This window comes from Yoonia sp. D2-7, from assembly GCF_055809435.1.
This window is the reverse complement of record NZ_CM147912.1, coordinates 318,623-339,889: the sequence shown is the minus strand read 5'-3', so window position 1 is coordinate 339,889 and position 21,267 is coordinate 318,623. Positions and strand designations below refer to the sequence as shown.

The window sequence follows — 21,267 nt, the reverse complement described above, 5'->3', positions numbered from 1 at the left end:
AGCTTTCTGCCGCCTACCTTCGTTATTCCTAAAAAAAGTGCGCCGCCGGCGTAGAAATTGCTTCCCTCGCTTCCTTTTTGTGCAAAGTGTAACTCATGCCTAAGTCAGCCACCCGTATTCAGCAAAAAAACCAAGCCGCTATCATGGCCGCTGGGTTGGAAGTTTTTTCCCAGTTTGGCTTTCGCGGATCGACGTTGGATCAGGTCGCGGACGCTGCCGGTCTGTCGAAACCGAACCTGCTGTATTATTTCCCGTCAAAAGACGCGATCTACAGCGCGCTACTGTCGCGACTGCTGGAAAACTGGCTGGAACCCCTGCACCAGATGGACGACAACGGCGATCCCGTTGAAGAAATTCTGGCCTATGCGAACCGCAAACTGGCCATGAGCCGCGATTTCCCCCGTGAAAGCCGCCTGTTCGCCAATGAAATTCTACAAGGTGCACCACGGATCAAAGATGTTTTAGCTGGTGAGTTGCGTGAACTTGTCGAAGCCAAAGCAACAGTCATTGAAGGCTGGATCGCGGATGGCAAAATCAGACCTGTCGATCCCGTTCATCTGATCTTTTCGATCTGGTCACTGACCCAGCATTACGCGGATTTTGATGTGCAGGTCCGGTCTATTTTGGGCGACACGGATCCGTTTGTGTCTGCGGAATCCCACTTGGATGATGTTTTCCGCCGTCTCTTGGCCGTCTAACCGCACATCGGAACATTTCAAAACCTAGGCGGTTATGCCGCCAAAGGAGATTGAAATGACCCATAAATTAGTCCTGCAAGAGATCACTCCGGTGACGCACGATACATACCAGTTGATGTTTGGACGCCCGAAGGATTTCACATTCGCGCCTGGACAGGCCGCTGAGCTGGCGTTTCAAAAAGACGGGATCAAGGATGAAGGACGCCCGTTCACGATGGTGTCGCAACCCGATGAATCCAGCCTCAGTTTTGTGATCAAGTCCTACCCCGATCATGACGGTGTGACCGAACATGTGCCTGATCTTGGCATCGGCGATATTGCGCAGGCTGACGGCCCGTTTGGCGCGATCCAAGACCATGGCGCTGGCGTTTTTCTTGCCGCAGGTGCCGGTGTAACACCGTTTATTGCGATCCTGAAAAAGCACGAACGCGAAGGGATTAAGGGCGACACGCTGATCTTTGCGAACAAGACCGATGACGACATTATTCTGAAAGAAACGTGGGAATCGTTGGCCGGTGTTGATCCAATTTTCTACATCTCGGATCAGGAGGATACGGCCTACACCAAAGGCAAGGTCGACCAAGCTGAGTTGGAAAAGCTGATTACTGACAAGGCCCAACCATTCTACATCTGTGGTCCGGGTGGTTTTGTGGATGCGATGCGCGATGCCTTGAAAGATATGGGCGTGGCTGACGACAAAATTATCACCGAAGACGGCTGGTAAACCCCAGCAAAAAGCCCGCCAAGATCGCTTGGCGGGCTTTTTCATTTATGAATTTCGCAGCGCGTCGATCAATTCGTCTTTGGTCATATCTGACCGCCCGTCGATTTCTAACTCTTGCGCCCGTTCGTACAGATCATCTTTGGCCCAATCTTCGTAAGGCGGGGCTTTGCCACCCTTTTCCGACGGGTTCTGATCGTCGCTGGCTTGCGCATTCGCGATCCGAGCCGCTTTTTGTTTCGAGGCCCCGTCTTCGCGCAAGGCCTCGTATGTTTCGTCATCCTTAATGGATGGTCCGTGGTCTTTGGTCATCGTGGTCTCCTTTCGACAGAGCAACGACCAAAGCCATGATTGGTTCCGCTATTCAGCGGCGACAGCACTTGGGTTATTCGGGTGCGTCGTCCAGTTGGCGTATTCTTTTTCGACAACTTTGCCCGTGCGCGGATCAACTTCGCCCGGTTTCATCGCGACCATCGTGATGCAGTTTTCAACCGGACACACATCAACGCAAAGGTTACAGGCGACGCATTCTTCATCGATCACGCTGAATGTCCGGTCTTCGGTCATTGCAATCGCTTGGTGCGATGTGTCTTCGCAGGCCGCATAGCACCGACCACACTTGATGCAGTCGTCTTGGCTGATCTGGGCTTTGGCGACGTAGTTCAGGTTCAGGTACTGCCAATCTGTGACGTTTGGCACAGCCATGCCGACGAAATCGGACGTGTTGGTGTAACCCTTTTCATCCATCCACTGGGACAGACCGCTGATCATTTCCTCAACGATTTTAAAGCCGTAAGTCATCACAGCCGTACAAACCTGTACGTTGCCACAGCCCAACGCCATGTATTCCGCCGCATCACGCCATGTGGTGATACCGCCGATACCAGACATCGGCAGACCGTGCGTTTCAGGGTCGCGCGCGATCTCTGACACCATGGACATGGCGATTGGTTTTACGGCCGGACCGCAATAGCCGCCGTGCGTGCCTTTGCCGTCGATTGTCGGTTCTGGCGCCATAGCATCAAGATCGACAGAGGTGATCGAGTTGATCGTGTTGATCAAGCTGACCGCATCCGCGCCACCACGTTTCGCCGCAGCCGCTGGTTTGCGGATGTCGGTGATGTTCGGCGTCAGTTTCACGATGACCGGTTTGCTATAGTATTGCTTGCACCAGCGCGTCACCATTTCGATGTATTCAGGCACCTGACCCACAGCACTGCCCATACCGCGTTCGGCCATACCATGCGGACACCCGAAGTTCAGTTCGATCCCGTCAGCGCCGCAGTCTTCGACCAGCGGCAGGATCGCTTTCCACGCTTCTTCTTCGCAAGGCACCATGATGGACGCGATGATCACGCGGTCCGGATAGTCAGCTTTGACGCGCTTGATCTCTTCTAGGTTGGTGTAAAGGTCGCGGTCGGTAATCAATTCGATGTTGTTGATCCCTAACACGGTCCGGTCTTTGCCGTATATCACGCCGTAACGTGGGCCGTTGACGTTGACGACTGGCGGGCCTTCAGACCCGAGTGTTTTCCAGACAACGCCGCCCCAGCCTGCTTCAAAAGCGCGGCGCACGTTGTATTCTTTGTCAGTTGGCGGCGCGGAGGCCAGCCAGAATGGGTTCGGGCTTTTGATGCCCAGAAATTCAGTTGTGAGATCAGCCATTGTGTAGCCTCCTTAACCGCAAATGCCGAAACGCCCGATGGGCGCGCCGTCGATAAACGCATCATAATTTTCGTTGTCCGCAGTGCGATGCATCCGCAGGACGATGTTTTGGTGGTCGGTTTCTTCCACCGTAATTGGGTCGGTCGAGGCATCCAGCACATAGACATTCCGACATGCCAATGACGCCTCGATAGAACGGGATTTGATCACCGGATCGGACAGGTAATCACACACCGTATGTTCGTTGAAACCGGCACCGGTTTCTTCGATGTAAATTACTTCGCTCGTGCCGCAGTGCGCGCCCAAGAACGGTGCAATGTCTGCCCACGCGGGAGAACAAACAGACATTGCGCCGATCAAGGTTGGCACCATCCGCATTAGGCGGCACCCATTAGTGTGGCGTGGATATCCATCGCAGCATCACGCCCTTCGGCAACGGCAGTCACGGTCAAATCGTCACCACCCGCGGCACAATCGCCACCGGCCCAGACTTTGTCGTTGCTGGTTTTGCCCGTTTCAGAGACCGCAATTTTGCGGCCGTCCAGCGCAAGCCCGCCGTCTGTGGTCAGGGTTTGACCAATGGCGCGGAACACTTGGTCAGCCTCAAGTTTCACGGTTTCGCCCGTGCCTTTCAGGCCAGACCCGTCGTCTTGCGTGTATTCCAGTTCGATGAATTCAACGTAGTTTTCATCATCCGCGTGCAAGGCTTTGGGCTGCACGTTGAACATCAGGTTGACGCCTTTCGATGCGGCGAGGTCCTGTTCGTAGGTGCTGGCACCCATGGCATCACGCCCGCGACGATAGGCAACTGTCACGTTCATCGCGCCCAACAGTTTCGATTGGACTGCCGCATCAATCGCGGTCATCCCGCCGCCGATCACCACAACGTTGCGCCCGACAGGCAGTTGGGACAGATCATCGGACTGCCGCAGATGGGCAATGAAGCGCACCGCGTCGAACACCTGATCCTGATCGTCACCCGGCACGCCAAGCGCATTCACACCGCCAAGACCCACGCCAAGGAAAACCGCGTCATGGTTTGCGACAAGTTCGTCCAGTTGGAAGCTTTCCCCCAAAATCTGGCCTTTGTGGAAGGTGATCCCACCAATGCCCATCAGCCATTCAACTTCTTTCGCGGCGAAGTTGTCCGTGGATTTGTAAGCAGCGATCCCGAATTCGTTCAGACCGCCTGCTTTGCCTTTGGAATCGAGCAGATTCACCTCGTGACCCAGCATCGCAAGGCGGTGTGCGCAGGCCAGACCCGCAGGACCAGCGCCAAGCACGGCTACGCGTTTGCCAGTTGGTGCTGCGCGTTCAAACGGATGGCTGTTTTTGTCCATAAGCGTGTCAGTGGCGTAACGCTGCAAGCGACCGATTTCGACAGGCTTGCCTTCGGCGGCTTCGCGTACACATGCCTGTTCGCAAAGGTCTTCGGTCGGACAAACACGGGCGCACATGCCGCCAAGAATGTTCTGGTCAAAGATGGTTTGTGCTGATGCCTCTGGCGTGCCTGTTGCGATCTGGCGAATGAACAGCGGAATATCAATCGACGTCGGGCAGGCCGTCACGCATGGCGCGTCATAGCAAAAATAACACCGGTCAGCCGCAACCGACGCTTCGTGCGGCGCGTATGGCGCGTGGAGGTCTTTGAAGTTCTCGGCGATTTCGTCGGCGGGCAAGCGGCCGACAGCAATACCGGGAGTCAATGGGGTGGCCATGGGCAACTCTCTGTCTATCCTGAATTGCGTTCAGCTTGGCACAGAAAATTTTTTTATCAAATGGTAAATTTTAGGCGAAATGAAAACAGAGCCCCGCGCCGGGGGCACATTCAGGTGCCTCCGGCGGGAGCTGTTTCAGCGAAATGAAGGGGCGGTTGCGCCTAGAATTCGAACGCGTCAGTCACGGTGCGTTTCCCCAAAGTGAAGGCATCCGCCACATGCACCATCGGACGCAAATCGACATCCGAAGCGTTTGATTTCACAAGATTATTCATCTGAGCATACAGCGCTGGATATTCGCCGATTTCGCCAGTGTCTTGTTCCGTTCCGTCGATCAAGAACCGCGTTCCGCCATCTTTGATTTCCGCCGTACCAGCAGTCGTTTCAACCGTGATATCCCAGCTTTGTGGACCTGTTTGACGCCAGTCAAATTCACCGCTGACGTTGTCTGCCCATTGCATTTTTGCCGCAATAGGTGTGTCGCGATTGGATGGAAATTCCAAAATTGCGTGTTTGAGCCGCATCTCGAAGGGCAGAATTTCGGTGATAATGGACAGCGCATTGATGCCCGGATCGAAGACGCCCATGCCCCCCGCCTCGAACACCCAGTCTTGGCCCGGATGCCATTTGCGCACGTCTTCTTTCCAGTTGATATGCGCCGATGTGATAGTTTTGTCGGCGAGCCAGGCCTTGGCCGGTTGCACTGCTTTTGCCGCACGGCTGTGCCATGTCGCGAACAGGCTGGTGCCCTTGTCGGCGGCCATTTGTTGCAACGCGTGCACCTCTGCCAAAGTCGCCCCGGGTGGTTTTTCAAGCATCACGTGACGGCCTGCTGCGATCGCTTTGGCCGCGAAATCGAAACGCGGGACTGGCGGCAGGCAAAGCGAGATGACAGGAATATCAGGCCGGTCCGCCAGCATTTGATCAAAGTCGGTGAAGGACGGCACGCCATCTACAGTCCCCGCCCGACTGACAGTCGCAGCGAGGGTCCAGTCATCGGACGCGTTGATTGCGGGGACATGTTGGTCGGCCGCGATCTTGCCGATGCCGACGAGGCAAATATTGGTTCCCATCAGTGGCTCTCCCTTGCGACTTCATTTCCGCGACATCCGACGAGGAAGTCAAAATCCGCGCCTGTGTCCGCGCCCATGACTTTGTCGTGGTACAGCTGTGCATAGCCACCGTTTGGTGCCGGAACGCTTGGTTTCCACGCTGCCAAGCGCGACGCCAATTCGTCGTCGGAAATGTCGAGGTGCAGTGTGCGCCCTTCGACATCTAGTTCGATAACGTCGCCCGATTGCACGACCGCCAATGGACCGCCCGCGGCTGCTTCAGGCGCTGTGTGCAACACCACGGTCCCGAAGGCCGTGCCGGACATGCGCGCGTCGGACACGCGCACCATATCGCGGATACCCTTTTGCAGGACCTTCTTCGGCAGGATCATATCGCCGACCTCTGCCATGCCCGGATAACCACGCGGCCCGCAGTGTTTCAGGACCATGACGCAGGTTTCATCAATGTCCAGGTCGTCGCTGTTTACCCGAGCTTTGTAGTCGTCGATATCTTCAAACACGACGGCGCGGCCACGGTGCTTCATCAAGTGCGGGCTGGCGGCGGACGGTTTCAGAACCGCCCCGTTTGGCGCGAGATTACCGCGCAATACGGCGATGCCACCTGATGCTGTCAGCGCTTTTTCAACGGGCAAGATCACGTCGTCGTTCCAGTTGGTGACGTCTTTGACTTCGTCCCAGATGGTTCCGCCGGATACGGTCAGCGCATCTTTGTGCAACATCCCTGCCTCGCCCAAGCGTTTGATCACGACGGGCAGACCGCCTGCATGGAAAAATTCCTCCATCAGGTACTTACCGGACGGCATCAGGTTCACGATTGTTGGCACGCCTTTGCCGCAGCGATCCCAATCATCCAAAGTCAGGTCGATTTCGCAACGCCCCGCAAGGGCGAGCATGTGGACCACCGCGTTGGTTGATCCGCCGATTGCGCCGTTGGTGCGGATTGCGTTCTCAAATGCCTCTTTGGTCATGATGTCAGACGGTTTCAGGTCGTCCTTGACCATGTCCACAATACGGCGGCCTGTAATGTGGGCCATTACGCGGCGGCGGCTATCAACGGCAGGAATCGCAGCGTTGCCGGATAATGCCATGCCGAGCGCTTCGGCCATCGACGCCATTGTGGACGCGGTGCCCATCGTGTTGCACGACCCAGCAGAGCGGGACATTGACGCCTCTGCCGCGACGAATTCTTCGGCGGTCATATTGCCTGCTGCAACTTCGGCGGAGAAATGGCGGATGTGGGTGCCGGACCCCACGACTTCACCGCGGAAGTTACCGTTCAGCATTGGGCCGCCGGACACCATGATCGCGGGGATGTCGACGGATGCCGCGCCCATCAGCAAGGCGGGCGTGGTTTTGTCACAACCTGCGAGCAGCACAACGCCGTCGATGGGTTTACCGCGCAGGGATTCTTCGACGTCCATCGCACATAGGTTGCGGAACATCATGGCGGTGGGGCGCAATGCGACCTCGGACGGAGAAAACACGGGGAATTCGACGGGGAACCCGCCTGCTTCGTACACACCGAATTTCACGCGTTCGGCAAGATCGCGCAGGTGGGCGTTGCAAGGCGTCAGTTCGGACCACGTATTGCAGATACCGATCACCGGACGACCATCCAAAAGATCGGCGGGCAGACCTTGGTTCTTCATCCACGACCGATGATAAATCGCGTCCTTGCTTGATCCACCGAACCATTCCTGAGAGCGGAGTTTGCGGGGCCATTCGGCAGGCTGAAAGGTCATGGTTGCCTCGTTTTGATGCTATTGGGTGTTTAGGAATTGATACGCGCTGTTCGCGCCAATCTCAAACGCGAAACAAGGCAAAAAACGACGCAAAACCGCTTTATTTTGCTTGGGTTTGGGCCAGTCTCACTATGTGACACCAACCACCCCATTTTGGGCTGTTTTTGTCCAAATAATGAAACCAAAAACGCTTGATTACGAAGCAATGGCCTGCCAGCGTAGCCCAAACGGAGGACGACATGCGCAACACGGTTGATCATTGGGAAGAACGGGTTGATTTGGCGGCAGCGTTTCGCTGGACGGCCCGATTGAACATGCACGAAGGGGTGGCGAACCATTTCTCGTTGGCGATCAATGACGATGGCACACGGTTTCTGATGAACCCAAATCAGGTACATTTCAGCCGCGTGAAAGCGTCCGATATGATCGTGGTAGACGCCAATGATCCCGACACGTTGAAAGGGCCCGATGCGCCCGATCCAACTGCGTGGGGATTGCATGGCGGAATTCACCGACTGGTCCCACATGCGCGCTGCGCGATGCATGTGCATTCCACGTTCGCCACAGTGTTGGCGTCATTGCAGGACAGTCGCCTACCGCCGATTGACCAGAACTGCTGCACCTTCTTCAATCGCTATGTGATCGACGATGGATATGGTGGTTTAGCGTTTGAGGACGAAGGTGAACGCTGTGCAGCGCAGTTTAGCGATCCGAAGAAAAAGGTCATGATCATGGGCAATCACGGGGTGTTGGTGATCGGCCACACGGTCGCGGATACCTTCAACCGGATGTTCTATTTTGAACGGTCCTGCGAAACCTACATTCGCGCACTGCAAACGGGCCTACCCTTACGCGTGCTGCCCGACGACATCGCCGAAAAAACCGCGCTTGAATTGGAAAGCTATCCTGAGCAAGATCAACGGCATCTGGCTGAACTTAAGGCCATCTTGGATCAAGAAGGGTCGCCCTATGCGAGCTAGCAGCGTGCTTGACGATAAAAAGCAGTGGAAAAGCACGCGACGTTTGGCGCCGAGGGGCTGAAAGGGTTTTTCCCTTTTTCCTGACCTCAAACCCAAGGCGATCCCATGACAATTTACGGCACCACTGACGAACACACGATGATTGCGGAGACTGTGCGCAGCTTCGTCGAAAACGAAATCTACCCGCATGAAGAACTGGTCGAACGCACCGGCCACGTGCCCACCGAGATCGCGCAAGAGATCAAACGCAAGACGATCGAACTGGGCTTTTACGCCTGCAATTTCCCCGAAAGTGTCGGGTGTGCCGGCCTGAACCATCTAGAATTTGCGCTGGTCGAACGGGAACTGGGACGCGGGTCGATGGCGCTGAACCACTTCTTTGGCAGACCCCAGAACATCCTGATGGCGTGCGAAGGTGATCAGGTCGAAAAATATCTGATGCCTGCGGTGCGCGGCGAAAAGATGGACGCGCTTGCCATGACCGAACCGGGGGCCGGATCGGACGTGCGCGGGATGAAATGCAGCGCTGTTCGTGACGGCGGCGATTGGGTCGTGAACGGGACGAAGCATTTTATTTCCGGCGCTGAACATGCCGATTTCATCATCGTCTTCATCGCGACGGGCGAAGACCAGACCCCGCGCGGCCCTAAGAAACGGATCACAGCGTTTCTGGTGGATCGCGGCACACCCGGTTTTACGATCCGCGACGGATACAAATCGGTGTCGCACCGCGGTTACCAGAACATGATCCTAGAATTCGACGATTGCCGCCTGCCTGACGCGCAGGTGCTGGGCGAGGTCGATGGCGGGTTCGAGGTGATGAACACATGGCTTTATGCCACGCGGATCACAGTCGCGACGATGTCTGTGGGTCGCGCACGCCGTGTGTTCGACTACGCGTTGAATTACGCCGCTGAACGCGAACAATTCGGCCAAAAGATCGGAAAGTTCCAAGGCGTCAGTTTCCAACTGGCAGACATGATCACAGAGATTGATGCGGCTGATCTACTGACGCTCGCATCGGCGGATCGTTTGGATAAAGGCCTGCCCGCGAACCGCGAAATTGCATCGGCGAAACTGTATGCGTCTGAAATGCTGGCGCGTGTGACTGATGCCGCGATCCAGATTCACGGCGGTATGGGGTTGATGGATGATTACCCGCTCGAACGGTTCTGGCGTGATGCCCGCGTGGAACGGATTTGGGACGGGACGTCGGAAATTCAACGCCACATCATTAGTCGCGATTTGCTGCGGGCCTTGGGCGCGTGATGTGTTTCGACTTGGCGCGCCAAGCCGACAGGTTCGAGGGGCCAGCCCCTCGCGCTCCCCGAGGTATTTATGACCAAAAGAAGCGGGGGACGGCGGATGTCGGTTGACTTGCAACGGCTTTTGAAACCGAAGTCGCTGGCCGTGATTGGTGGTGGCGCATGGGGTGAAGCGGTTGTGAAACAGGCGCAGGCCTTTGGGTTCGCCGGTCAGATATGGCCGATCCATCCGGTGAAAACCGAGGTTGCCGGATTGCCCGCATATCAAGGTGTGCCGGATTTACCCGCCGCAGCTGACGCCGCCTTTATCGGCATAAATCGCGATGCCACGATTGGTGCGGCAGAGCGGTTGTCGAAGGCGCAAGCGGGCGGTGCGGTTTGTTTCGCGTCCGGATTTGCCGAAGCGCAAGCCGAGGATGGTCTTGCCGGCGACGCCCAAACCCGATTGTTGCATGCGGCAGGCGACATGCCGATCCTTGGCCCCAATTGTTATGGTTTTATCAACGCTTTGGATGGCGCCATCATCTGGCCGGACCAACACGGGTTGTCGCGTGTTGATCGTGGTGTCGCGATCCTGACCCAATCATCGAACATCGCGATCAATCTGACGTTTCAGGCCCGTAACCTGCCCATTGCGATGATGATCACGTGTGGAAACATGGCGCAGGTGTCGCAGGCGGCGATCATAGATGCATTGCTAGATGACGATAGGATCACGGCGATTGGCGTCCATGTCGAGGGTTTCACCGACCTCGCGGGATGGGAAGCGGTCGCGCACAAGGCGCATGCCCGCGATATCCCGATTGTTGCAATCAAGGCGGGCCGATCAGAAGCGGCCCGAGCCGCCACGCAATCACACACTGCGTCATTAGCAGGTGAGGATACGAGTGCCGATGCGTTACTGTCATTCCTTGGCATTGGCCGTGTGAATGCATTGCCCGAGTTTTTAGAGGCGTTGAAGCTAGGCCATGTTTGCGGCCGCTTGGACAGCAAACACGTGGCGTCGATCAGTTGTTCGGGAGGCGAGGCATCGCTGGCTGCTGATCTGGGGCAGGCGTATGGGTTGACGTTTCCGGCGTTGACCGCTGCGCAAACGACAACGCTACGCGATGTTCTGGGCCCTAAGGTCGCGCTGGCGAACCCGCTAGATTACCACACCTATATTTGGCGTGACACGGCTGCCATGACAGCCGCATGGTCTGCGATGGTTGATCCTGCTGTTGCCCTGACTATGACCGTCGTGGATGTACCTGATCCTGCCCGTGCTGACCCGAAAGACTGGGATTGCGCAGTTGATGCAGCAATCGGCGCACAGGAAAAGGGCGGGCCAGTTGCGATGGTGTCGTCACTGCCAGAAACGATGCCGACAGCCGTCGCCGAGCGATTGCTGGCCCACAACGTGGCGCCCCTACAGGGATTGGCGGAGGCGATGGCAGCTGCCGCCGCTTTGACCCGTCAAGCGCCATGTGAAGGTTTGCTAACTGGCACCACATACGACCAACATATTGATCACGGCGAACGCGCCGCCAAAGAGATGCTACGCAGTCACGGCCTGAATGTCCCGCGCAATGCGTTGGAAACGGATCCAGACCAGATCGCAGCGCTCAATTTTCCGGTTGTCGTAAAGGCGGACCGGATAGCGCACAAGACAGAGGCGAATGCCGTCGTTTTGAATGTGCGCACGGCTGATGACGCGACTGCGGCGCTGGCGGTTTTGCCGCCCAGCGGCGGGCACAACTTTGTCGAAGAAATGGCCCAAGGCGGCATTGTCGAACTGTTGATCGCCGCGACGCATGATCCGGCACACGGGATTATGTTGACGATTGGGGCGGGCGGCACCTTGGCCGAGTTATGGCAGGACACCCAGCATTTGATGTTGCCTGCGACGCACGAACAGATTGATGCGGCGTTGGGCAAATTGCGGATCGCGCCGTTGATTGACGGATATCGCGGCAAGCCTGCTGCGGATCGCGCTGCCATTATTGACCAGATCCTGAAACTGCAGGCTTGCGTCGCCATGCAGACCGACGGCTTTGTCGAAATCGAAATCAATCCGCTGATTTGCACGCCGACAGAGGCTGTGATCGCGGACGCGCTGTGGCGCCAAACATATCCGGAGTAACCGATGACCAACCCTATCAAAACACGCCGCGAAGGTGGCATTCTGGAAATCACGCTGGACCGTCCAAAGGCGAATGCCATTGATCTTGCGACATCGCGGATCATGGGGGATGTGTTCGCAGATTTTCGCGACGATCCAGACCTGCGTGTCGCGATCATCACCGGCGCGGGCGACAAATTCTTTTGCCCGGGTTGGGATTTGAAAGCCGCCAGTGAAGGCGACGCCGTTGATGGCGATTACGGTGTCGGTGGGTTTGGCGGATTGCAGGAACTGCGCGGGATGAACAAACCGGTGATCGCCGCCGTGAACGGGATTTGTTGCGGGGGCGGGTTAGAGCTTGCCCTGTCTGCCGATATTATTCTGGCAGCTGATCACGCCACCTTTGCCCTACCCGAAATCCGATCTGGCACTGTGGCGGATGCCGCATCGATCAAATTGCCGAAACGCATCCCTTATCACATCGCGATGGAACTGCTGCTAACGGGGCGATGGTTCGACACGTCAGAGGCAATGGGATGGGGATTAGTGAACCACACCTATCCTGCCGCTGATTTGATGGATCAAGCTTGGGACATGGCCCGCCTGATCGCATCCGGTCCGCCGTTGGTATATGCTGCAATCAAAGAGGTTGTGCGCGATGCGGAAGATTCCAAATTCCAAGACGCGATGAACCGGATCACACAGCGGCAATTGGCCAGCGTTGATGTGCTTTATTCCAGCGAAGACCAGCTTGAAGGCGCAAAAGCCTTTGCCGAAAAACGTGATCCGGTTTGGAAGGGACGCTAAACGGTGCGAAAGATGATCAATCGGGCCATGTCATCAATGTGATCTTCTGATGCGCGGTCGTCATAGATGCGGATGTCTTTGAAGCTTAGGTCTGCGATGCGGTCGGCGATGTCATCCAGCATCGTGGCAAAACCTGCGCTTTCGAAATGTTCCGCGTTAACCGCAATCACAAAAAGAGCACCCTGATCGGCGACATCTAACAGGGCCACGACCCCTTCGGGGCCGACATGCCCTAGGGTAAAGGTGCCCGCACTGACCACCCCGGCGTAGCGTTGCTGCGTCGGCAGTGGTTGCAGGATGTTCGCTTCGATCAGGTCCCGATAATGACCCTTTGTGGCCGCGACCGCCAACATTTCAGCGGACAAATCAACACCATCAATGATGACATCGCCAAGTGCGGCCAGTTGTTCGCCAACAAGCCCCGTTCCGGCACCAACGTCCAGCACAGGCCCAACGCCTTCCGCCCCGAAAAATGCAAGCGCCACTTCACGTGGGATTTGGTAGCCTTGGCTCACGCTAAACCCGATGTCGTAGCTGACAGCCCAATCGCGATACAATTCCTTCACCGCTTCAGCAGAGGTCAGGGCGTATGCGTCTTTGACAATCGGCGGTTTGCTCATCCTGAAATGCTAGCACGGACTTGCGCATCTGTCTTGTCTGTATCACCACAGGTGCCATGACACAGACATTGCTTTCATTTGGACACGGATATTCGGCGCAGGCACTGGGGCGGCTTTTGCTGCCGCGCGACTGGCGCGTCATCGGCACAACACGGTCAGAGGACAAAGCCGTTACGTTCATGCAAGACGGGATTGAACCGCGCATCTGGCCTGGCGCGGATATGATCCCTGCCCTTGATGCGGCGACGCATTTGTTGATTTCAGCAGCACCCGGTGAAAACGGTGATCCGGTGCTGGCCGAATTGCGGGATGAAATCGCCAAACGCGCCGATCAATTCGCGTGGGTCGGCTACCTGTCCACGACCGGCGTTTACGGCGATCACCAAGGTGATTGGGTCGATGAAACTGCACCCCTGACCCCCGCCACCAAACGTGGCATCGCGCGTGTGAAAGCGGAAGCGGCTTGGTCAGAGATTGAGGGGCTACCGCTGCATATTTTCCGGCTCGCTGGTATTTATGGGCCCGGACGCGGTCCGTTTTCGAAGGTCCGCAACGGGACTGCGCGGCGCATTATCAAACAGGGGCAAGTGTTTAGCCGAACCCATGTCGCTGACATCGCCCGCATTCTTGACACATCAATTCAACGTCCCAATCCGGGTGCAGCCTACAACGTCTGCGACAATGACCCTGCCCCGCCCGAAGACGTGATCGCCTACGCAGCCGGACTGCTCGGGCTGCCTGTGCCAGTGGCCGAGGATTTTGAAACGGCTGAAATGACCCCCATGGCCCGCAGCTTTTATGCAGAAAGCAAGAAAGTGCGGAACGACCGGATCAAGGATGAATTGGGTGTTGATCTGCTTTACCCCGACTACAGATCAGGACTTAAGGCGTTGTTTGCGCAGGAAATGTCCGGCGGATAAGCCAAGCGACCGCTGCGAAAACAAGCAACAGAACTAACGCGACCGCAAAGTTTGATCCGTAAAAAACCGCCCTGCCGTTTAGTGCCAAATCGTTCAGGAATGGGTAGGGCAAACCGCTTGTCACCGCACCGACCGGACTATCGTTCATCGGTCCGACCACCAATTCGGCCCACGCGACGTAGGCTGCGATCACCCCAAAGAGCCACGCCAATGGTGCGGTCAGTTTCCTGTAGCTACGATGCACAAACAGCGTGTCCGCGATCTGCAACGCGGGACCAAGGCCATGCAGATACATTTCGAGGTAGAACTGCCCCAGTTCGCCGTCGCGGGTGACAGACGCAGGATCCGCGAAAAACAGCCGCCAATACAGGAAAACGACCATCGCGTTGATCACGGCCGTCATACACACAAAGCCGTCCCAGCGCCGCGTGCTGCGTCCTTCTTCCAACGCCATCATCCGACTTGCGGCAAAGAACGAACAGAACAGCGCCCAGATCGTCAAATATCGAAACGGTCCGCCAAATTCGGAAAAATCGCCAAAGAACAATGTGCGCAAGCAATAGAACGCGGCCAACAGAAACACGATCCACCGGAAAATGCGCCGCTTGTTCATCATATCTTGAGGTCCTCCTGCGACCAGTCAAACGCGGAAAACCACTTCGGTCCAGCAAGACATGGCGTCACCATTGCCGCCTTGCGCATTTAGCTTGCCCGACCCATATGAAACCGAGACTTTATTAAGGGCCGCGGCATGTCATTTCGTCAACAAACATCTGATTTTCTCGACCGCCAACCCGTTAAGAACGCAATCATCGTCGTCATTTTGTTCAATGCGGTGATCTTGGGACTGGAAACGTCGACGACGGTCATGGCGCAGGCTGGCTCCGTGATCCGTTTCCTCGACTTGCTGTGTTTGACCATCTTTACCGTGGAAATCGCGGCCAAGCTGTTCGCGCAAGGCCCGCGGTTTTTCCGCAATGGTTGGAACCTGTTCGATTTTGCTGTTGTCGGCATATCGCTTGTGCCCGTCACGCAAGGCGCATCCGTCTTGCGCGCGCTTCGCGTGCTGCGTGTCCTGCGGGTGCTATCCGTCGCGCCTTCGCTGCGCCGCGTTGTTGAAGGATTTGTGACCGCCCTGCCCGGCATGGGATCGGTATTTTTGCTGATGGGCATCATTTTCTACATCGGCGCGGTCATAGCCACAAAGCTATTTGGTGCGGCTTTTCCCGATTGGTTCGGCAATCTTGCGCTGTCCGCCTACACTTTGTTCCAGATCATGACGTTGGAAAGCTGGTCAATGGGCATCGTGCGCCCCGTGATGGAGGTTTATCCGACCGCTTGGGCGTTCTTTGTCCCGTTCATCCTGATTACGACCTTCGCGGTTGTGAACCTGCTGGTCGGTCTGATCGTCAATTCGATGCAAGACGCCCATGCCGAAGAAGGCAACGCTGCAACGGACGCCTACAGGGACGAAGTCATGGCAAAACTGATCGCGATTGAACGGCGTCTGGACGCGAACAAGCGCTAGATCGTCCCCTTCTTTTGGCCCTCAATATCCTGGGGGTTTGGGGGCTAGCCCCCAAGACGTCCGCGAAATACCCGTGTCAGGCGCGTTTTTCAATCGTTGCAACGCCCATCACCTCGAGCACTTTCGCTTCGATATCGGCCGCATTCAACCCCGCCACGTCGTACATCGTACGCGGGTTTGCTTGGTCGATGAAGATATCGGGCAGCACCATCGACCGGAATTTTAATCCGTGGTCGAACACGCCTTCGTCGGCCAGCAATTGCGCCACATGCGACCCGAAGCCGCCAACAGCGCCTTCTTCCACGGTGATCAACGCGTCGTGGTCTTCTGCCAGTTTCAGGATCATGTCGCGGTCGAGCGGCTTAGCGAAACGTGCGTCCGCAATCGTCGGCGTAATACCTTTCGCGCCGAGCGCTTCGCAGGCGGCTTCGACTTCTTGCAGGCGGGTGCCGAAGGACAGGATCGCGACCCTGGATCCTTCGCGGATCATCCGGCCTTTGCCGATCTCTAGGATTTCAGCGTCTACCGGAATATCAACGCCCACACCTTCGCCACGAGGGAAACGGAATGCAATTGGGCCTTCATCATGGGCGGCCGCGGTCGCAACCATATGCACCAGTTCCGCCTCGTCAGCTGCAGCCATCACAACAAATCCGGGCAAGTTGGCAAGAAACGCCACATCAAACGCACCCGCATGTGTCGCGCCATCCGCACCAACAAGCCCTGCGCGATCAATCGCAAAACGCACAGGCAGGCGTTGGATCGCAACATCGTGGACAACCTGATCGTAACCGCGTTGCAAGAACGTGGAATAGAGCGCACAAAACGGACGCATCCCACCCGCCGCAAGGCCCGCAGAAAAGGTCACTGCATGCTGTTCGGCGATACCGACGTCAAAGCAACGGCTCGCGTAACGTTCCATGAATTTGTTCAGACCCGTGCCGTCAGGCATCGCCGCAGTCACCGCGCAAATCTTCGTATCGGTCGCCGCATGTTTCAGCAGGCTTTCCGCAAACACAGAGGTGTAAGACGGTGCGTTTGACGGCGCTTTCTTCTGTTCGCCCGTCACGACGTTGAACTTGCCTGTGGCATGGCCCTTGTCGCGCGCAGCCTCTGCGGGGGCAAAACCCTTACCCTTTTTCGTGATCGCATGGATCAACACCGGACCGGTTGCGCGGTCCTTCACGGTGCGCAAAACCGCGAGCAATTGGTCCATATCATGCCCGTCAATCGGACCGATGTAGGAAAAGCCCAACTGTTCGAACAGAGTTCCGCCCACGGTCATATGTTTGACCATATCTTTGGCGCGCTTGGCGCCTTCGCGGAACGGTTCGGGAAGGAAGGACACCGCGCCCTTGGCTGCGGCTTTCAGTTCCTGAAACGGTTCGCCGGCGTAAAGTTGGGACAGGTAGGTCGACATCGCTCCAACAGGCGGTGCAATCGACATTTCGTTATCGTTCAAAATCACGATAAGGCGCTTACCCAAGTGGCCCGCGTTGTTCATCGCCTCGTAGGCCATACCCGCAGAAATCGATCCATCACCGATAATCGCAATCGCGTCCCCACCTTCACCACCCAGATCGCGTGCGACTGAAAAGCCCAAAGCAGCCGAAATCGATGTGCTGGAATGCGCAGCGCCAAAGCAGTCATATTCGCTTTCGGACCGCTTCGTGAAACCGGACAATCCGCCTTCCATCCGCAGGGTCCGGATACGGTCACGCCGACCTGTCAGGATTTTGTGCGGGTAACATTGGTGGGACACGTCCCAGATGATTTTATCCTTCGGCGCATCAAACACCGCATGCAGCGCAACCGTCAGCTCAACCACACCAAGCCCAGCGCCCAGATGTCCGCCCGTCACGGACACCGCCGAAATTGTTTCTTCGCGCACGTCATCCGCTAACTGGCGCAACTGTACGTCAGACAGGGCTTTCATATCCGCAGGCACAGTCACTTGATCAAGGATCGGGGTTGTTGGACGGTCAGCCATCTGTCGGCTCCTACTTATCGCGGGTAATCACATAGCGGGCAGCGTCCCGCAGCGTTTCCGCATCATTCCCATACGGTGATAGCGCATCACAGGCCTCGTCTACCAGCACCTTTGCCCGACGTTTTGCCGCATCCAAGCCGAGAAGCGAAACGAAGGTGGCTTTGCCCGCATCCTGATCCTTGCCGACGGCCTTCCCGACCGTGGCAGCATCCCCTTCAACGTCCAGAATGTCGTCAGCGATTTGAAAAGCGAGCCCGAGTGCGTCGCCATATGCCTGCAACGCTGCCGTATCGGCCTGCGCCATACGCGGGCCTGCCATAGCAGACCACGTAATCAGCGCACCGGTCTTACCTGCCTGCAACGTCGTGATTTCATCAAGCGTCAATGGTGACGGCGCGGTTTCCGCAGCGATATCCAGCGCCTGCCCACCGACCATGCCGCGTACACCCGCAGCAATGGCTAGCGACGTCATCAAGTCGACACGCGGGGCCGCATCCATCGGCGCGTTACCGATCAGTTCAAACGCCAGCGATTGCAACGCATCACCCGCCAATACGGCGGTCGCTTCGTCCCATTTTACATGAACAGTCGGTAGACCACGACGCAATGCATCGTCGTCCATACAAGGCATATCGTCATGTATCAGGGAATAACTGTGAAGACATTCAATCGCGGCTGCCACGTGGTCAGCGGCAGTTGCCTGATGCAGACGCGCACCTTCGCACACCAGAAATCCGCGCAGACCTTTGCCACCACCAACAGCATAACGCATCGCGTCAGCAACTGGCAGGTCAACATCGAGCAGGGCCGCATCAACGATCGCAGCGACGCGATTCTGCGCATCCTGTAGCGCCGCCTTAAGCATCCAGCGGCGCAGTCCCGTTAGGCGTACCACCCTCACCGAGGGTAATCTTCGCGACCTTTTCTTCGGCCTCTTTCAGCTTCGCCTCACACCGCGCTTTCAAAGCAGCACCGCGTTCATACAATGCAATCGACTGATCCAAAGCCACATCGCCGCGTTCAAGCTGGCCAACAACGGTTTCCAGTTCTTTCATCGCGTCTTCAAAACTCATCTGATCAACAGCGTCTGTCATCTGCTTGCTTCCTCTAAAACACCGACATGCGCGGCAACACTGGCACCAAGGGCATCCAGATCGTAACCGCCTTCAAGGGCGGATACCACGCGCCCTGCGCAATGCAAATCCGCAAGCGCGCAAATCCGGCGGGTGATCCAGGCGAAATCGTCGGTCTTCAACATCATGCCAGCCAACGGATCGTCCTGATGCGCATCAAATCCGGCAGACACGAGGATCAATTCGGGCTGAAATGCATCTACGCGTGGAAACACGATATCATCCCATGCCTTGCGAAAAGCAACAGACCCTGTGCCATCTGGCAGGGGCACGTTCAACACATTCCCAACGCCTGTCTCGTGGGCAGCCCCGGTGCCCGGGTAAAGGGGCGATTGGTGGCTAGAGCAAAACAAGATCCGGGGATCATCCTCGACCAAATCTTGCGTCCCGTTGCCGTGGTGCACATCGAAATCGAGGATCGCGACGCGTTTCAGCCGGTGATGGTCCAACGCATGTTTCGCAGCAATCGCTACCGAGCCAAAAAAACAAAACCCCATCGCGGTTTTACGTTCTGCGTGATGGCCCGGCGGGCGGACGGCAGCAAAGGCATTGCCGACCTCACCACCTAACACCATATCCACGGCCTTCACGACGCCACCGGCTGCACGATACGCAGCTGCCAAAGTGCCTACGGACATATGCGTATCCGCATCTAATGACCGCCATCCTTCTGCAGGCGCGGCCGCCTTGATAGACTCTACATGAGATTTCGGATGGGCGCGCAAAATGTCATCATCTGCAGCAAGCGGGGCGGTGACCTGCTGCACATCCAACGCCTCAAGTGCTGTCAAAACAGCATCCAGCCTTGCGACCTGTTCTGGATGGCCTGGTGGTGTCACATGATCGAAACAATCCTTGTGGGTAATCACAACGGTCGACATCAATTCGCCCTTCTTTTGGTCATAAATATCTCCCCCAGAGGGTCCGCCGTAGCGGCATGTGCCTACATCACCTTGCGGACAACAACGGTGATGCAGTCACAACTGAACTAATCACTTGCGGCGTAGCCGCACAATGGGATCAATCTTGGTAGATTAGGATTGGTCAGGGGCCAACATGTATCCGGCACCACGCACAGTCTGCAGGTAGCGGGGTTGCTTCGGGTCTTCTTCGATCTTGCGGCGCAGCCGTGTGATCTGAACATCTACCGCACGTTCTTGGGTTTGCCCGCCGGAACGGCTTAACTCTTCCACAAGCTTCGCCCGCGTCACAGGTTCGCTTGGCACGCCCGAGAAAATCCGCATCAGCTGGCTTTCCGTGGATGTCAGTCGCACCAGTTCTTCGCCGCGCCACATCTCGCCACGTTCAATGTCATACCGCACCGGACCCAGGTTCAGCACTTTCGGGGTCGCCATCACGGGTTCGGCCGCAGGCACACGGCGCAGGATTGCGTTGATCCGCAGCAGCAGCTCTTTGGGTTCAAACGGTTTGGCCAGATAATCATCGGCCCCCGCTTCCAACCCTGTAATCCGATCGTCCGTTTCGCCCTTAGCGGTCAACAACAAGATCGGTGTAGTCATCTGCGTTCGCAGATCGCGGCATAGCGACAGACCATCTTCACCCGGCATCATGACGTCCAGCACGATGAGATCGAATTCGAGCCCGCTGAGGATACGCCGCGCGTGGGCCGCATCTTTGGCGCTGCTGACCAAAAAGCCGCTGCGCATCAGAAATTTCTGCAAAAGACCCCGAATACGTTCGTCGTCATCAACAATCAGCAGGTGGGCGTCGTCTGCATTCATTCCGCTTTGTCCTTCAGTGCGTCGTAGTGACGACGCATTTCTTCGTCCATCATGGCTTCCAACACTTGCCGGAACCCCGCAACAGCCGCAGGTCCAGCCGCACGATAAGCCGCGCGCATCCGGTCCCGCTGAGCGTCAGATAAGGCACGTTCCAACGCCGTACCCGTTTCCGTCAAATACAAATGACGTTCCCGCTTATCTTTTGTCCCAACTGTGTTGAGCACCAAACCGTCTTCGACCAATGTACGCAACACACGATTAAGCGATTGTTTTGTAACGCCAAGGATCGCAAGCAGGTTATTAACCGTCGTTCCGGGGCTGCGATGGATGAAATGTACGGCACGGTGGTGGGCACGACCATAGCCTCGTTCGGATAGGATACGATCCGGATCAGCGGTAAATCCGCGATAGGCAAAGAACATTGCCTCGGTTCCTTTGCGCAGCTGTTCATCCGTTAGGAACAGCAGGCTTTGCCCCGTCGTCGATTGACCGCTTTGTGTCATGGCTTCCTCCACCTCGCTCGTTCAGAATACGTCAGCTTTGTTGACATTCCAAGAATCAACT

The 21,267-nt window shown here is 56.6% G+C and carries 22 protein-coding genes; 8 read left to right on the top strand and 14 right to left on the bottom strand.

The window, feature by feature from the left end; genetic code table 11:
* Positions 1–95 precede the first annotated feature (95 nt).
* The gene (locus AC0L7R_RS01510; protein WP_247127881.1) at positions 96–698 is read left to right on the top strand and encodes a TetR family transcriptional regulator C-terminal domain-containing protein; all 603 of its coding nucleotides are present in this window, start codon (positions 96–98) and stop codon (positions 696–698) included.
* A gap of 55 nt (positions 699–753) precedes the next feature.
* A complete protein-coding gene (locus AC0L7R_RS01505) occupies positions 754–1,422 on the top strand; it encodes an FAD-binding oxidoreductase (RefSeq protein ID WP_473658490.1) in 669 nt (222 codons plus the stop codon).
* A 45-nt stretch (positions 1,423–1,467) separates the two neighbouring features.
* Here the strand turns inward: AC0L7R_RS01505 and AC0L7R_RS01500 are convergent, their stop codons facing one another.
* The 6 genes from AC0L7R_RS01500 to araD all read right to left on the bottom strand — a co-directional run bounded on the left by AC0L7R_RS01500 (position 1,468) and on the right by araD (position 7,617).
* Positions 1,468–1,731 (bottom strand): DUF7218 family protein, encoded by a 264-nt coding sequence (locus AC0L7R_RS01500; protein WP_473658488.1) that lies wholly within the window; start codon positions 1,729–1,731, stop codon positions 1,468–1,470.
* 48 nt (positions 1,732–1,779) lie between these two features.
* Complete coding sequence (preA, locus tag AC0L7R_RS01495; protein ID WP_473658486.1) at positions 1,780–3,084, bottom strand: NAD-dependent dihydropyrimidine dehydrogenase subunit PreA; 1,305 nt, start codon at positions 3,082–3,084, stop codon at positions 1,780–1,782.
* Positions 3,085–3,096: 12 nt separating this feature from the next.
* On the bottom strand, positions 3,097–3,462 hold the full coding sequence (locus AC0L7R_RS01490; RefSeq protein ID WP_473658484.1) for a hypothetical protein: 366 nt from the start codon (positions 3,460–3,462) through the stop codon (positions 3,097–3,099).
* Positions 3,462–4,802 (bottom strand): FAD-dependent oxidoreductase, encoded by a 1,341-nt coding sequence (locus AC0L7R_RS01485; RefSeq protein ID WP_473658482.1) that lies wholly within the window; start codon positions 4,800–4,802, stop codon positions 3,462–3,464. Before AC0L7R_RS01485 ends, AC0L7R_RS01490 begins: the two co-directional genes overlap by 1 nt.
* 161 nt (positions 4,803–4,963) lie before the next feature.
* Positions 4,964–5,875: a Gfo/Idh/MocA family oxidoreductase gene (locus AC0L7R_RS01480; RefSeq protein WP_473658480.1), complete on the bottom strand. Its 912-nt coding sequence runs from the start codon at positions 5,873–5,875 to the stop codon at positions 4,964–4,966.
* Positions 5,875–7,617, bottom strand: a complete 1,743-nt coding sequence (araD, locus tag AC0L7R_RS01475; protein WP_473658478.1) for an L-arabinonate dehydratase — start codon at positions 7,615–7,617, stop codon at positions 5,875–5,877. The genes AC0L7R_RS01480 and araD overlap by 1 nt, the downstream gene beginning before the upstream one ends.
* A 239-nt stretch (positions 7,618–7,856) precedes the next feature.
* Here araD and AC0L7R_RS01470 point away from each other — a divergent pair, with 239 nt between their 5' ends.
* The 4 genes from AC0L7R_RS01470 to AC0L7R_RS01455 all read left to right on the top strand — a co-directional run bounded on the left by AC0L7R_RS01470 (position 7,857) and on the right by AC0L7R_RS01455 (position 12,770).
* Positions 7,857–8,597, top strand: a complete 741-nt coding sequence (locus tag AC0L7R_RS01470; protein WP_473658476.1) for a class II aldolase/adducin family protein — start codon at positions 7,857–7,859, stop codon at positions 8,595–8,597.
* A gap of 105 nt (positions 8,598–8,702) precedes the next feature.
* Complete coding sequence (locus AC0L7R_RS01465) at positions 8,703–9,866, top strand: acyl-CoA dehydrogenase family protein (RefSeq protein WP_473658474.1); 1,164 nt, start codon at positions 8,703–8,705, stop codon at positions 9,864–9,866.
* 96 nt (positions 9,867–9,962) lie between these two features.
* Positions 9,963–11,984: an acetate--CoA ligase family protein gene (locus tag AC0L7R_RS01460; protein ID WP_473658472.1), complete on the top strand. Its 2,022-nt coding sequence runs from the start codon at positions 9,963–9,965 to the stop codon at positions 11,982–11,984.
* Between the two features lie 3 nt (positions 11,985–11,987).
* Complete coding sequence (locus AC0L7R_RS01455) at positions 11,988–12,770, top strand: enoyl-CoA hydratase-related protein (protein ID WP_473658470.1); 783 nt, start codon at positions 11,988–11,990, stop codon at positions 12,768–12,770.
* Here the strand turns inward: AC0L7R_RS01455 and AC0L7R_RS01450 are convergent.
* A complete protein-coding gene (locus AC0L7R_RS01450) occupies positions 12,767–13,390 on the bottom strand; it encodes a methyltransferase domain-containing protein (RefSeq protein WP_473658468.1) in 624 nt (207 codons plus the stop codon). The two genes, AC0L7R_RS01455 and AC0L7R_RS01450, sit on opposite strands and share 4 nt — an antisense overlap.
* A gap of 56 nt (positions 13,391–13,446) precedes the next feature.
* Here AC0L7R_RS01450 and AC0L7R_RS01445 point away from each other — a divergent pair, with 56 nt between their 5' ends.
* Positions 13,447–14,310 carry an SDR family oxidoreductase gene (locus tag AC0L7R_RS01445; RefSeq protein WP_473658466.1) on the top strand — a complete coding sequence of 288 codons (864 nt, stop codon included), beginning with the start codon at positions 13,447–13,449 and terminating at the stop codon, positions 14,308–14,310.
* On the opposite strand, the gene AC0L7R_RS01440 is transcribed toward AC0L7R_RS01445, so the two are convergent.
* On the bottom strand, positions 14,273–14,926 hold the full coding sequence (locus AC0L7R_RS01440; protein ID WP_348107009.1) for an androgen-induced gene 1 family protein: 654 nt from the start codon (positions 14,924–14,926) through the stop codon (positions 14,273–14,275). The two genes, AC0L7R_RS01445 and AC0L7R_RS01440, sit on opposite strands and share 38 nt — an antisense overlap.
* Before the next feature lie 135 nt (positions 14,927–15,061).
* On the opposite strand from AC0L7R_RS01440, the gene AC0L7R_RS01435 reads away from it, so the two are divergent.
* Positions 15,062–15,838: an ion transporter gene (locus AC0L7R_RS01435; RefSeq protein WP_473658464.1), complete on the top strand. Its 777-nt coding sequence runs from the start codon at positions 15,062–15,064 to the stop codon at positions 15,836–15,838.
* Between the two features lie 76 nt (positions 15,839–15,914).
* Here the strand turns inward: AC0L7R_RS01435 and dxs are convergent, their stop codons facing one another.
* The 6 genes from dxs to AC0L7R_RS01405 form a co-directional block, all read right to left on the bottom strand.
* Positions 15,915–17,828, bottom strand: coding sequence for a 1-deoxy-D-xylulose-5-phosphate synthase (dxs, locus tag AC0L7R_RS01430; RefSeq protein WP_473658462.1), 1,914 nt, complete (start codon positions 17,826–17,828; stop codon positions 15,915–15,917).
* A 10-nt stretch (positions 17,829–17,838) separates the two neighbouring features.
* Positions 17,839–18,693, bottom strand: a complete 855-nt coding sequence (locus tag AC0L7R_RS01425) for a polyprenyl synthetase family protein (RefSeq protein ID WP_473658460.1) — start codon at positions 18,691–18,693, stop codon at positions 17,839–17,841.
* Entirely contained in the window at positions 18,686–18,922 is a 237-nt protein-coding gene (locus AC0L7R_RS01420) for an exodeoxyribonuclease VII small subunit (protein ID WP_247127898.1), read from the bottom strand. The genes AC0L7R_RS01425 and AC0L7R_RS01420 overlap by 8 nt, the downstream gene beginning before the upstream one ends.
* Positions 18,919–19,842: a histone deacetylase family protein gene (locus AC0L7R_RS01415; RefSeq protein ID WP_473658458.1), complete on the bottom strand. Its 924-nt coding sequence runs from the start codon at positions 19,840–19,842 to the stop codon at positions 18,919–18,921. The genes AC0L7R_RS01420 and AC0L7R_RS01415 overlap by 4 nt, the downstream gene beginning before the upstream one ends.
* Before the next feature lie 153 nt (positions 19,843–19,995).
* Positions 19,996–20,703 carry a response regulator gene (locus AC0L7R_RS01410; protein ID WP_348108033.1) on the bottom strand — a complete coding sequence of 236 codons (708 nt, stop codon included), beginning with the start codon at positions 20,701–20,703 and terminating at the stop codon, positions 19,996–19,998.
* Complete coding sequence (locus AC0L7R_RS01405; RefSeq protein WP_348108034.1) at positions 20,700–21,206, bottom strand: MarR family winged helix-turn-helix transcriptional regulator; 507 nt, start codon at positions 21,204–21,206, stop codon at positions 20,700–20,702. The genes AC0L7R_RS01410 and AC0L7R_RS01405 overlap by 4 nt, the downstream gene beginning before the upstream one ends.
* Positions 21,207–21,267: the final 61 nt, after the last annotated feature.